This window comes from Gilliamella sp. App2-1, assembly GCF_001690255.1.
Lineage (GTDB): Bacteria > Pseudomonadota > Gammaproteobacteria > Enterobacterales > Orbaceae > Gilliamella > Gilliamella apicola_G.
This window is the reverse complement of sequence record NZ_LZGR01000022.1, coordinates 207,184-220,168: the sequence shown is the minus strand read 5'-3', so window position 1 is coordinate 220,168 and position 12,985 is coordinate 207,184. Positions and strand designations below refer to the sequence as shown.

Genomic DNA, 12,985 nt, shown 5'->3' with positions numbered 1-12,985 from the left:
GCAAAAGCAAAAACACAACAACCAGCTTAGAAAGGGCGCACTACTTGCTACTTTAAATGGTAATAGCATTGCTGCGCTGGCCGGCTTAGGGCATGCCAATGGCAATGACCGCAGTAATGATTTTGATGCTCAATATATCACCGCCAAATTAAATGACACCATCACGTTAAAAGGTTGGCTCGGTTCTTATAAATTTAATGATGGCGATCAGGTCGAGGTGGTCGCCGAAAAGCACGCTGACCATTACGAAGTGTACGCCATGCTCAAACCCAGTGAACAAATTATCTCACTAGTCCCTTTATGTTTTGCCGGGCGTAACCAAGCCTTTAAACACTATCGTTTACCTATGTTTATCTTTTATGTTATTTGTGTACTATTAATGAACTACTTTTTTTTCGATTTTAGTTTAGAAAATCTGACCATTGGTTTTAGTTCATTAGGGGTAATGTTAGGGGCAGCTTTTTTTATGGTTTACAAAAATTCGCTTGCCACCCATGTAACGCTGGCGGAACGCATTTTTACCGTGTTGGGCTGGCAAGATGTCAAAAATATCAATTTAGTTAAAATAAGTAAGCAATATATTGCTAAATTAATTGCTCAAGGGAAATATGTAGAAAAGTATAATAATAAGACTGATCAATATATTAGACCATCTATGTCGGGAGTAGGATGGAGTTTTTTTTACTACGACCCAGAAGTATTATGCAAAAAAGGCAAGTCTCCCTTAGGAGTTAAAAATAAAAAAACAAAATAATTTCATAAGGAATTCAATGATGCCTTACGCAAAATATGATGGCAAAGATCCCATCTATAAAGATAAAGAGCAGCTATTAAAAAAAACCGGTATTAGTATTACCGATCCAATCCTACCGCCCAAAAATTTGGTTAAGTTAACCGGCACCCTATCCGAATTTAAAGGTCTGTTTTGCTATGCGCCACTTGCTGATGGCGCTTATTTAAGTGACGAGCAAAAACAAAAACAGCAAAATCAGCTTAGAAAGGGCGCACTACTTGCCACTTTAAATGGTAATAGTATTGCTGCGCTGGCTGGCTTAGGCCATGCCAATGGCAATGACCGCAGTAATGAGATAGATGCCCAGTATGTTACTGCCAAATTAAATGACACCATCACGTTAAAAGGTTGGCTCGGTTCTTATAAATTTAATGATGGCGATCAGGTCGAAGTGGTAGCCGAAAAGCACGCTGACCATTACGAAGTGTACGCCATGCTCAAACCCAGTGAACAAATTATCTCGCTGATCCCTTTATGTTTTGCCGGGCGTAACCAAGCATTTAAACACTATCGTTTGCCTATGTTTTTCTTTTATGTTATTTGCGTGCTATTAATGAACTACTTTTTTTTCGATTTTTCGTTGGAAAATTTGACCATTGGTTTTAGTACATTAGGGGTAATATTAGGGGCAGCTTTTTTTAGGGTTTACAAAAATTCGCTTGCCACGCATGTCACGCTGGCGGAGCGCATTTTTACACTATTGGGCTGGCAAGAAGTTACTAACATTAATTTAGCCAAAATCAGTAAGCAATATATAGCTAAATTAATTGCTCAAGGGAAATATGTAGAAAAATATAATAATAAGACTGATCAATATATTAGACCGCCCAAATCTGGCGAAGCCTGGTTCTTTTTTTATTACGATCCTGAGGTGTTATGCAAAAAAGGCAAGCCACCCTTACGGGTTAAAAATAAAAAAAGAAAATAAGTTCATAAGGAATTCGATTATGCCTTACGCAAAATATGATGGTAACGACCCCATCTATAACGACAAAGAGCAGCTATTAAAAAAAACCGGTATTAGTATTACCGAACCAATCCTACCGCCCAAAAATTTGGTTAAATTAACCGGCATCTTATCCGAATTTAAAGGTCTGTTTTGCTATGCACCCCTTGCTGATGGCGCTTATTTAAGTGACGAGCAAAAACAAAAACACAACAATCAACTTAGAAAGGGCGCACTACTTGCCACCTTAAACGGTAATAGCATTGCTGCGCTGGCCGGCTTAGGGCATGCCAATGGTAATGACCGTAGTAATTATGTGCAAGCACAATATATTAGCGCCAAATTAAATGACACCATCACGTTAAAAGGTTGGATCGGTTTTTATAAATTTAATGATGGCGATCAAGTCGAGGTGGTCGCCGAAAAGCACGCTGACCATTACGAAGTGTACGCCATGCTCAAACCCAGTGAACAAATTATCTCGCTCATTCCGCCATGTCTAGGGGGAAGAAAACAAGCCTTTAAGCACTTTTATATACCTTTTTTTATATTTTATATTGTTTGCACTCTACTTATGAACTACTTTTTTCTCGATTTTTCGTTGGAAAATCTGACCATTGGTTTTAGTACATTAGGGGTAATATTAGGGGCAGCTTTTTTTATGGTTTATAAAAATTCAATCGTGACATACATTACCCTTGCCGAGCGCATTTTTACAGTATTGGATTGGCAAAATGTCACCAATATCAATTTAGTCAAAATCAGTAAACGATATATAGTTAAATTAATTGGACAAGGTAAATATTCAACTAAATATAGCATCACGGATCAATTTATTAAGCCGCCTGAACCCGGTGCAGGTTGGGGATTTTTTTATTACGATCCAGAGGTATTATGCAAAAAAGGCAAGACACCCTTACGAGTTAATAATAAAAACAGAAAAAAATAAAATAATACGTTAGAGAATATTATTATGCCTTACGCAAAATATGATGGTAACGACCCTATCTATAAAGATAAAGAGCAGCTATTAAAAAAAACCGGTATTAGTATTACCGATCCAATCCTACCGCCCAAAAATTTGGTTAAATTAACCGGCACCCTATCCGAATTTAAAGGTCTGTTTTGCTATGCACAGCTGGGGGATGGTGCTTATTTAAGTGACGAGCAAAAACAAAAACACAACAACCAACTTAGAAAGGGCGCACTACTTGCTACTTTAAATGGTAATAGCATTGCCGCATTAGCCGGTTTAGGGCATGCTAATGGTAATGACCGTAGTAATTTGTTCTCCGCACAAATATCACCGCCAAATTAAACGGCACCATCACGTTAAAAGGTTGGCTCGGTTTTTATAAATTTAACGATGGCGATCAGGTCGAGGTGGTCGCCGAAAAGCACAATGACCATTACGAAGTGTACGCCATGCTTAAACCTAGTGAACAAATTATCCACTTGTCCCTTTATGTTTTGGCGGAATTTACAACATGGATAAAGGTGCTCATAGCGTATTATTCCATGATGATCGCTTACTTTATCCCAATAATAATTACTATGCTCTTCTTCGTAAGATAGTATCTGATCAGATTTTTTATTTCTGCATTAATTTCATTTGTTTAATTTCAATATTTATCCTATAAGATGACAAAATCTCTATCAACTTGGCACCGAATTAATAAAACGAAATTTAATTCCTAGAGTCGGTTAATTTAATTGCGATTACTTATTTTTGACTCAGCAGAATTTGAAATAAAAAATATAATAAAATCAATACGTTTCCTGAAGTTTTTTTGATGAAAATAGGTTTATTTTGTATCAGAAAATAACACGAAAAAATTAAATAAAATCATTTTACTAAATTAAGATTTTAATGGTTTTGAGGATTTCGCTAGAAGTAAAAAAGCAATAGTATTCAGTTTAATTAAAATTTCTTTACCGGTATATATTATGAAAATACAAATTGTACCATCCCCCTATTACACAATTAGCAGTTATTGAGCATTACGATTCACCTTTATTAGAAAATGAAAACTGTCAATAAACTAATTAAATGGTGACAAGAGAACAATCTTTTAGATTGCTAACAATACCAAAGTTATGGCATTCACTACACAAATCCGAATACCATACCTTTAGAAAAACAGCGCGTTGAATTTAGTTTATTAATTGATAAATCAATTTCCAAAAATCCTTATGGAATTATCAATAAAATAATCAGCCACCTATGCTGTGTTAAGGCTAGAAACATTGGTTCCAAAACAAAGAATCAAGCTATCATTTACTTGTTCGAAACTTAGCTTCCACAAGGTGGTGTGCAAATGGCTCTCTTTGCCCCCATTTTTCATTATGTCAATGTTGGCTTAAATATTCGACCTGATGAGATGATAACCGATATTTATCTGCCATGAGCATAAAAGAATCGATTATCAATCCAAAAGAATAGGAAAATTGATTATTCAGGTGAGTAATCAGCACGAAAATAGTGATCACTTATTTTCGATAATTCACCATTGCTAATGATCTTTGTGATACCCTCATTGATATCTTTGGTTAACTGTTCGCCTTTAGCTCCTTTACTGATCAATAAGTAACTGTATGGCGAACCAATACAATCAGCATCTTCTTTGTTTAATTCTATTATTTTAAGATTAAGATTATGTTCGTTAATCAATTGTGATAGCATTACTTTATCGATTAATTGAAAATCATATTGCCCAGTTTCAACATGTTGCAGTACGGACAATAAGTCGGCCTCACTATAAACAATTTTGACAGGATTATTGGGATGCTGTTCATTATAAAGCGCTAATGCGGTAGCATAATTCAGTCCTGGTGTCACTTCGGTTGATTTGCCATTTAGATCGGCAAACTGTTTAATATCGTTATTGTTTTTTGCCACCGCAATGGCATATTGGTTTTTAAAAATAGGCTCAGAATAAAAATACTTTTCTTTGCGCTTTTCATTCATGGCATAATTATTAGCACCCACCTGATAACGCTGCGCATCAAGCCCGGCTAAAACCGATGGAAACTCAGTAAGTTCGAAGCTAATTTCATATTGTGGTAGCGTGGCAAATATAGCTTTTACCACATCAATATCATACCCCATTAACTCACCTTTCTCATCTACTGTGGTGAATGGGCTCGGCGCGCCCGATGTTGCAATAATAATTGTTTCTTTACCTTTTGCCTCTGAGGCCTTCTTTTGGTTATCACAGCCAGTTAACAATAAAGACCCTACTGCTAAAATACTTAACCATTTTTTGTAATTCATAAAACTATTCCCCTGTAAATTTAGCTCAAATTAGAACTGTTTTTTATCGATATTTTAAATAAACCCCATGTTTTTCATATCCGTTAGATGATCAACCTGATAACGTACCATGCCCGTTTTCATTACTTCAAAGCCTAATTTTTTATAAAACTTGACAGTTTGTGGATGGGTGTAAAAAATGATATTGCACTGTTTTACTTGTTCAACGAGTTTATCAACAAGCAGCCGTCCATACTGTTGTCCATGTAGGTGTTTTGCCAATGCAATGTTATATATAGCCGCCTGACAAACACCATCAGATAATGCACGTCCAACACCTACAATGCGATCTTGTTCCAATAAAAATACAACAGCATAGCTATTACGAAACACTTGCTCTTGTGTCTTAGCATCCAATGAACTAAGTCCATAAAAAGCGAGTAAATCAGCAACTTCTTGCCAATTAATCCCATCACAATGTTGCTGAATAATAATATTCATCCATACTCCATTTATTAAATTTCATAATCTATATGCCCTGCAGAATAATATCTGGCTAAAAAATCTTTCGTTCTTGGTTGAGTTGGATTTGAAAACACCTGCTGCGGTGAACTATCTTCAATGATTTGCCCTTTATCTAAAAATAACACCCGAGTTGCAATGTCATGTACAAAACTCATTTCATGAGAAACTAACATCATAGTAATACCTGATTTAGCGGCTATTTTGATGGTTGCTAATACTTCACCCACTAGTTCAGGATCAAGTGCCGAGGTGGGCTCATCAAGCAATAACACTTTCGGTTCCATAGCTAATGCTCTGGCAATTGCAACTCGTTGCTGTTGCCCACCTGATAATTGTTTTGGATAATGATAAATTCGCTCAGCAAGACCAACCTGAGCCAATTTTTCATAGGCTATCTGCTGGGCTTTATCCTTTGGGTATTTTTTCACAATCATTAGCCCTTCCATAACATTCTCTAACGCATTTTTTTGTTGAAATAAATTGAATTGTTGAAACACCATTGCTGTTTGCTGACGAAATGCGACAATTTTATGCCTTTTTCTACAACTGACATCAAATTCAAAATGATCAATACGGATCTTACCTTGTTGTGGTTTTTCTAATAAATTTAAACACCTTAATAGCGTTGATTTACCGGCACCGGATGCCCCAATAATCGCGACAATTTCATGGGGATGAATGTGAAAATTAAGGTGATCCAATATCAGATTATGATGAAAAGATAATGTTAAATTTTGCACATTAATCATAATAATTTTCCTCGGCGATAACTTGGAGTGTTAACACTGTCAGAAATGGTTAAACGCTTTTCTAAATATTTCATAATCAGTTCAATAATAATGGTTAATGCCCAGTAAATTAATGCCAATGAAATATAAACTTCAAAATAACGATAATTATGCCCAGCTAAAGTTTTCCCTCGACCGGTCATTTCGGTCACCGAACAGACAAACGCTAATGATGTGCCTTTTAGTAAACCAATTAGCGCATTACCTAAATTAGGTAAGGCCACAATAATAGCTTCAGGAATGACAATTCTACGTAACAATTGGCTATAGGTCATGCCCAATGATTGCGCAGCTTCAATCTGACCTTTATTCACAGACTGTAATGCGGCGCGGATTGTTTCTGAATTATAGGCTGCCTCGTTAAACGAAAAGGCAATTAACACAAAAAATATTGGGGATATGCCATTAATATTATAGTGAGTATCATAAAAATAATTGATATAACGCAGTAAGATAGGAATACCATAAAAGCTTAAATAGAGCTGTACTAATAATGGCGTTCCTCTTATAAAAGAGACAAATACCGCTGCTATTTGTGATAATATCGGTATTTTATTCATTTTGATGATAGCAATAATCAGACCGAGCATTACCCCAAGTAACATCGAGAAAAAAGTAATAAAAAGAGTTACAGGCAAATAACCAAGTAACATTGGGATTTGAGTAAAAATCAATCCAACATCTAATATATTTGGCATTATCATTATCCCATTAACTAAATTAGTGACTTGAACTAAACTGTTTATCTCGGTTATGTGGTGTATGCCAATGACTCACATCTGGACCTAAGGGTAAAATATCATAAGGATTATGCGCATTATCGCCCAAAAAATAGCCTTTTTTTATTGCTTCAAAATCAGTTGTTTCCCCAAAAGCAGGCATTTGATAAAGATCTCGAGCATAAGCCCATAAGTTGGGATAGTCGATAATTCGGTTACGATTAGTTTTAAATGCACCATAGTAGGCAACATCAAATCGAGCCAATGTCACATAGAGGCGAATATCAGAATCAGTTATTTTATCACCAAACAGATAACGTGATTGACTCAAACGCTGTTCTAGCTTATCTAATCGATTAAAAACAAGATGATAAGCATCTTCATATGCTTTTTGCGAACGTGCAAAACCCGCTTTATATACCCCATTATTGACTTCATGGAATATTACATCGTTTAGCGCATCAATATCCGCTCGTAATTGTTCAGGATAAAGGTCAGGTGCGTCCGTTTTATGGAAAGGTTTAAATGCAGTTTCCCAATAATAAGTCAGATTAAAATAATCGTTATTGACTACTTTGCCTGTTTTTACATCGACAACGGTTGGCACTGTCGCCCTGCCATCATATTCAGGATCTGTTGAAGCATAGATTTCAGGTAGATAACGAATACCCAGTACAGGATCAACACCGCCAACATCAAGCGAAAATTCCCAACCATGAGAAGTTCTAATCGGACTTACTTTACCGATACTAATTACATCGTCTAACCCCAATAATTTAATAGCTATCATTGAGCGGTGTGCCCAAGGGCAAATAGCTGCCCAAATTAAACGATAACGACTCGCTTCAATGGGTAACTGTCCGGGTTTATCACCAAATGGTGTATCAAATCGGTTAGTTTGGCGGATAAATGCGCCATCTTTACCAATCTCATTATTTTCATTAGTAACGATCTTTCCTATAGCCAAAGACATACGCTTACTCCTTATCATTTGGTACTGCAAAATTTAACTATCTGACAACTAGGTTAGTTCAATCTAGCATCAAATATTTGGCAGTTAAAATAACAAATAAGCATATTTATATAATTATCAATTATATAGAAGATAAGTCACTATATGAAAATTATCTTAACTTAAATATTTATTTTCCTAAACGTCTATATAATCTTTCTGGACGCCCAATTTTTCCGTGATTAAGTTCGACTGTTAATAATTTGATTTGGACACAATATTCTAAATATCGCCTAGCAGTTGTTTTGCTAATATTGGCTTTCTCTACTATTTCGTCAACGGTGAGAGCTTTATCACTCTGCATAAAAATGTCTTTCACTTTTTGTAATGTGATTTCCTCAATGCCTTTTGAGTGTCGGTTCATATTAACAAAGTCTTTAGTTTGCAAATTGAAAAGCTCATCAATTTTTCGCTGATTAACGTGTTTTTGTAAACTTTGTCGATATAAAAAGAGTTCAAAACGCTCAAGCGAATGCTTTAATCGTTGATAAGAGACAGGTTTAATCAAATAATCAAACGAGCCTAAACGAATTGCTTTACTACACGTATCCATATCACTTGCAGCGGTAATAAAAATAACATAGCAATCTAAATGATTGTTGATGATATATTCAAATAACTCTATTCCTTTACCATCAGGCAAATAGTTATCGAGTAATATTAAGGTTGGTTTTAGTTTTTCTACCATTTTTTTAGCTTCGGATAAATTCGACGCGATACCAATCACTTTGACCTTTGTGTCTTTTTGAATAAACTCGGCATTGAGTTCTGCTAAAATGGGCTCATCTTCAACAATAAGTACTTTAATGTGATCTTCATGAAATTCTTTCATATAATGCCTTTCTATTATTTAGGTATGAATACAGAAAAAATGGTTCCATAGGGGGTATTATCTTCAAATGTAATATAACCATTGGATTTTTTTATATAGGTTGAAACAAGGTGTAAACCAATGCCATGTTCTTTACCCTCTTGAGATGTGACGCCAGGTTCAAAAATTGAATCACGAATATTTTCATCGATACCACAACCTTGGTCACTGATTTCAAGTACAATTTCATCTGTTGCATCACTAAGATATAAATAAATTGTTTTATCACCAAGATCATTTTTCAAACTGGCATTAAAAGCGTTATCAAGCAAATTACCTAAAATTGACATAAATTCTATTTCGGATATGAGTGAAGGTAATGCACTTAATTGACATGCAGGATCAAATAGTAGATTTAAACCAAATTCGTGTGCTTTTGAATATTTACCAATTAATAAACCACATACAGCTGGTATCTTAAAATGTGCGGTAATAAAGTCTAAATTACTTTGATTATCAGCAGAATGCAATGCGATAAAAGACTGAGCTTCTTCATACCGTTTCATATAAATTAAACCCGATAACGTTGCCAACCAATTAAGATGCTCATGCCTTAATGCGCGTAAATTATCAATATATTGAGTTACTTGTGTTAATTGCATACTTAATATATTAATATCATCAAAGTTACGAAACGTAATTACCCAGCCTTGAATTTTATCATCAATGATCACCGGAACTTTGCTTGCAATGACAATAATGTTATTGAAATAACAAATATGATCATGCATATCTTTGGTTTGGTTTTCATTTTTATAAATAAAGTCACTTGATTTAATAAACTCACTCAAATCATGTTCAAGCAAATCATCGTCACTTATCTTAATATCTAACATTGTGCGGGCAGATTGATTAATATTGATAATTTTATAATTAAGATCAATTGCAATAACTCCTTCAAAAATCGATTCCATGATTGACTTTTGACTTTTGACTAGTAGTGCAATTGCTTTAGGTTCTAAATTAAACATCTGTTTCTTAATTGCTTTTGAAAAACAGTATGAAAAGATAAATAAAGCTAAGAACAATAATGAACAAAAAAAGATAAAAGGTATAAATTGCTGTATATGCAATGCATAAATATCATCAATCATATAACCAACCGAGACAATCCCTATAATTTTACCATGTTCGACAATCGGTGCTTTACCCCTTAATGCTAACCCAAGAGAACCCTCACTAATGGATATGCTACTATTACCGTTGAGAACCTCTTGATTATCGCCACCAACCATGGGGGAGTGTAAAGGACTATTAGCGGTATGAAATAGACGGTTGGCATTAGCATCGCCAATAACAATATAGCTCGCATCGCTTTGTTCAAATATTCCTATGATTAAATTGGCTATTTTATTAGTGTCTTTATCGTTGACATATTCAATTAAACTTGGTAAAACAGATAACTCTTTTGCTTGAATCTGTGCTTTTTCGCCCAAGCTTCGATACAAATTTGTTTCTGTCGTGTTCCAAATATAGCTTTGTAATAACGCAAAGACAATCAAAGAAAAAAACAAAAGAGATAAAAAAAGTTTTGTTGTAAACGATAATTGGATTTTTCTTCGCATTTTTATTTTACATTTGCTTTTAAATTAAAGTGAAATAAGTGTAACACAGCATAAAAAAACATATAGCCTTTAAAACCATAAAAACCATAGTTAATTTATGATGTATATCACAAAAATTTTATTAAATTTTTGTAAAGATACACTCCATTAAATTTGAATAAAATTAAGTTATTTTGGAGAAAAAATTAAATGGTGAATTTTAACTCATCTGAAAAAAATATTAATGGAAAAGAATCAACAGGTAATCCTATTGAAGAGAAGCTATATGGCTGGCCATATAATTGGTGGCGCCTTATGGACAATTATAAAATTGGTGTAATCCCACTTCCATTATTTATTATTGCCGGTATCCTTATCTTTACTGAAGTGTTGGTAACAGGTAAATTACCTAGCGAAATCGTTGTGATGGTAGTAACTTGTGCTTTCTTTGGTTTCCTATGTGGTGAAATTGGTAAACGCTTACCAATCGTGGGTAAAATGGGCGCTGCCGCAATTTGTGCAACTTTTATTCCATCTGCACTTGTTTATTATGGTATTTTACCTAAACCAGTTGTTGAAGCAACGACCAAATTCTATAAAGATACGCATATTCTTTATTTATATATATGCTGTATCATCGTGGGTAGTATTATGAATATGGATAAGAAAACACTTATCCAAGGATTCTTAAAAATCTTCGGCCCAATGGTATGTGGTGAAATCGTTGGTATGCTTGTTGGTGTAGGCGTTGGTTATTTACTTGGTTTAACACCATTTGAAACATTCTTCTTCTTAGTATTACCTATTATGGCCGGTGGTGTTGGTGAAGGTGCAATTCCACTTTCAATCGGATACGCTTCAATTTTAGGTATGGAGCAAGGTGATGCGCTTGGTCGTGTGTTACCAATCGTAATGTTAGGCGGTTTAACTGGTATTATTTGTGGTGGTATCCTTAATCGTATCGGTAAAGCTTATCCGCACTTAACTGGTAATGGTCGACTATTACCTGCAGATGATGAAGTTGCTGATAAAAAAGCAGCTAAAACTGAATCGATTATTGATGTAACTACATTTGCTTCAGGTGTATTATTAGCAGCTATTCTTTATATGGTCGGCATGATTGGTCACAAATTAACCGGAATTCCAGCGCCAGTAGGAATGCTATTTGCAGCAGTTTTTGTTAAATTAGTATCTGGTGTTTCACCTAAAGTATTAAGTGGTTCACAAGTAGTTTATAAATTTTTCCAAACTTCTGTTACTTACCCAATTTTATTTGCGGTAGGTGTTGCAATCACGCCTTGGGAAAAAATTGTAGATGCATTCACAATCACAAACCTAATTGTTATTGTTTGTACAGTAGTTAGCTTAGTTACTACTGGTTTCTTTGTTGCTAAAAAACTTGGTATGTACCCTGTTGATGCTGCTGTTATTTCTTGTTGTCAAAGTGGTCAAGGTGGAACAGGCGACGTGGCAATCTTAACTGCCGCAGAACGGATGGAACTTATGCCATTTGCACAAATTGCAACTCGTATTGGTGGTGCAATTAATGTGTCAATATCATTACTCATTCTCGGCAATTTCTTAGTATAGATTTAACATATTAATGAACAACCTTAGTTTATACTAAGGTTGTTCTTTTTATTTTATATTTCCAATTAACATAAAACAGCTTTTAAGGAGTTTTCATGAAGCTTGTCAGTTATCTTGTCTCTGGTAGAGCAAGTTTTGGTCTTCTCACTCATAACGGTATTGTTGAATTAAAGCAAAAATTAGGTAATAAATACGCCGATTTAAAAGCACTACTTGCCGACAAAGAAGGGCTATCTGTTGCCAAAACGTATCTTGATGCCCCAAGTGACATTGATGAACAAGACATTACTTATTTACCCGTCATTCCAAATCCAAACAAAATTTTATGCGTTGGCATGAACTATGCCGAAAAACGAGCAGAATTTAATGAAACTAGCTCAGCACCGACGCTTTTTGTTCGTTTTCCTGACTCACAAACTGGTCATAAAACCAACATTATTAAACCAGCCATTACTAATGAGTTGGATTATGAAGGCGAATTAGCTATTATTATTGGTAAAGCTGGTTTTCGTATTAAGCAAGAAGATGCGTTATCATATGTAGCTGGTTATAGCTGTTATATGGATGGTTCAATACGTGACTGGCAATACACGTGGTTTACCGCAGGAAAAAACTGGCCAAGCACAGGGGCGTTCGGTCCATGTATTACAACGAGCGATGAAATTCCTGATCCAAAAGTATTATCTTTAACCACTTATTTAAATGGCGAACAAATGCAACATGATTCAGTCAAAAATCTTGTGCATACTGTACCTGAATTAATTTCTTATATTAGTACTTTTACGCATTTATCCCCAGGAGATGTTATTCTTACAGGATCACCAGGTGGGGTTGGTAAAAAACGTAATCCACCAGTCTTTATGAAAGATGGTGATACAATAGAGGTCGAAATTACAGGAATTGGTCGTTTAATCAATTATGTAGTAGCTGAAGAAAGGTAAAAT

At 35.0% G+C, this 12,985-nt stretch carries 12 protein-coding genes and 1 pseudogene; 6 read left to right on the top strand and 7 right to left on the bottom strand.

The window, feature by feature from the left end:
- From A9G22_RS11350 to A9G22_RS03600, 4 genes are all read left to right on the top strand, one after another.
- A partial coding sequence (locus tag A9G22_RS11350; RefSeq protein ID WP_218058731.1) for a putative type VI secretion system effector occupies positions 1–754 on the top strand: 754 nt, incomplete at its 5' end.
- A 19-nt stretch (positions 755–773) separates the two neighbouring features.
- Complete coding sequence (locus A9G22_RS03610) at positions 774–1,721, top strand: putative type VI secretion system effector (protein WP_075508369.1); 948 nt, start codon at positions 774–776, stop codon at positions 1,719–1,721.
- A 19-nt stretch (positions 1,722–1,740) separates the two neighbouring features.
- Positions 1,741–2,688 carry a putative type VI secretion system effector gene (locus A9G22_RS03605; RefSeq protein ID WP_075508368.1) on the top strand — a complete coding sequence of 316 codons (948 nt, stop codon included), beginning with the start codon at positions 1,741–1,743 and terminating at the stop codon, positions 2,686–2,688.
- A gap of 24 nt (positions 2,689–2,712) precedes the next feature.
- Positions 2,713–3,057, top strand: a complete 345-nt coding sequence (locus A9G22_RS03600) for a hypothetical protein (RefSeq protein WP_075508367.1) — start codon at positions 2,713–2,715, stop codon at positions 3,055–3,057.
- Positions 3,058–4,191: 1,134 nt separating this feature from the next.
- Here A9G22_RS03600 and A9G22_RS03595 read toward each other — a convergent pair.
- The 7 genes from A9G22_RS03595 to A9G22_RS03565 form a co-directional block, all read right to left on the bottom strand.
- Entirely contained in the window at positions 4,192–5,013 is an 822-nt protein-coding gene (locus A9G22_RS03595; RefSeq protein WP_075508366.1) for a transporter substrate-binding domain-containing protein, read from the bottom strand.
- Between the two features lie 54 nt (positions 5,014–5,067).
- Positions 5,068–5,493 (bottom strand): GNAT family N-acetyltransferase, encoded by a 426-nt coding sequence (locus tag A9G22_RS03590; protein ID WP_075508365.1) that lies wholly within the window; start codon positions 5,491–5,493, stop codon positions 5,068–5,070.
- A gap of 14 nt (positions 5,494–5,507) precedes the next feature.
- Positions 5,508–6,266: an amino acid ABC transporter ATP-binding protein gene (locus A9G22_RS03585; protein ID WP_075508364.1), complete on the bottom strand. Its 759-nt coding sequence runs from the start codon at positions 6,264–6,266 to the stop codon at positions 5,508–5,510.
- Entirely contained in the window at positions 6,263–7,003 is a 741-nt protein-coding gene (locus tag A9G22_RS03580; protein ID WP_065587598.1) for an amino acid ABC transporter permease, read from the bottom strand. Before A9G22_RS03580 ends, A9G22_RS03585 begins: the two co-directional genes overlap by 4 nt.
- A 22-nt stretch (positions 7,004–7,025) precedes the next feature.
- Positions 7,026–7,997 (bottom strand): glutathione S-transferase family protein, encoded by a 972-nt coding sequence (locus A9G22_RS03575; protein ID WP_218058730.1) that lies wholly within the window; start codon positions 7,995–7,997, stop codon positions 7,026–7,028.
- Between the two features lie 169 nt (positions 7,998–8,166).
- On the bottom strand, positions 8,167–8,868 hold the full coding sequence (locus tag A9G22_RS03570) for a response regulator (protein WP_065587596.1): 702 nt from the start codon (positions 8,866–8,868) through the stop codon (positions 8,167–8,169).
- A gap of 14 nt (positions 8,869–8,882) precedes the next feature.
- A complete protein-coding gene (locus A9G22_RS03565) occupies positions 8,883–10,472 on the bottom strand; it encodes an ATP-binding protein (RefSeq protein WP_065587595.1) in 1,590 nt (529 codons plus the stop codon).
- A 282-nt stretch (positions 10,473–10,754) separates the two neighbouring features.
- Here A9G22_RS03565 and A9G22_RS03560 point away from each other — a divergent pair.
- Positions 10,755–12,041 (top strand): annotated as a pseudogene (locus tag A9G22_RS03560) (2-hydroxycarboxylate transporter family protein); the annotation flags it as partial.
- A gap of 95 nt (positions 12,042–12,136) precedes the next feature.
- Positions 12,137–12,982, top strand: coding sequence for a fumarylacetoacetate hydrolase family protein (locus tag A9G22_RS03555; RefSeq protein ID WP_065587594.1), 846 nt, complete (start codon positions 12,137–12,139; stop codon positions 12,980–12,982).
- The last annotated feature ends 3 nt before the right edge of the window (positions 12,983–12,985 follow it).

What these genes read in the sequence shown, in the direction of transcription:
- A9G22_RS03600 (WP_075508367.1), top strand. Translation starts at nt 2,713, where the DNA reads ATGCCTTACGCAAAATATGATGGTAACGACCCTATCTATAAAGATAAA.
- A9G22_RS03565 (WP_065587595.1), bottom strand. Translation starts at nt 10,472, where the DNA reads ATGCGAAGAAAAATCCAATTATCGTTTACAACAAAACTTTTTTTATCT.
- A9G22_RS03595 (WP_075508366.1), bottom strand. Translation starts at nt 5,013, where the DNA reads ATGAATTACAAAAAATGGTTAAGTATTTTAGCAGTAGGGTCTTTATTG.
- A9G22_RS03610 (WP_075508369.1), top strand. Translation starts at nt 774, where the DNA reads ATGCCTTACGCAAAATATGATGGCAAAGATCCCATCTATAAAGATAAA.
- A9G22_RS03580 (WP_065587598.1), bottom strand. Translation starts at nt 7,003, where the DNA reads ATGCCAAATATATTAGATGTTGGATTGATTTTTACTCAAATCCCAATG.
- A9G22_RS03585 (WP_075508364.1), bottom strand. Translation starts at nt 6,266, where the DNA reads ATGATTAATGTGCAAAATTTAACATTATCTTTTCATCATAATCTGATA.
- A9G22_RS03575 (WP_218058730.1), bottom strand. Translation starts at nt 7,997, where the DNA reads ATGTCTTTGGCTATAGGAAAGATCGTTACTAATGAAAATAATGAGATT.
- A9G22_RS03590 (WP_075508365.1), bottom strand. Translation starts at nt 5,493, where the DNA reads ATGAATATTATTATTCAGCAACATTGTGATGGGATTAATTGGCAAGAA.
- A9G22_RS03605 (WP_075508368.1), top strand. Translation starts at nt 1,741, where the DNA reads ATGCCTTACGCAAAATATGATGGTAACGACCCCATCTATAACGACAAA.
- A9G22_RS03570 (WP_065587596.1), bottom strand. Translation starts at nt 8,868, where the DNA reads ATGAAAGAATTTCATGAAGATCACATTAAAGTACTTATTGTTGAAGAT.
- A9G22_RS03555 (WP_065587594.1), top strand. Translation starts at nt 12,137, where the DNA reads ATGAAGCTTGTCAGTTATCTTGTCTCTGGTAGAGCAAGTTTTGGTCTT.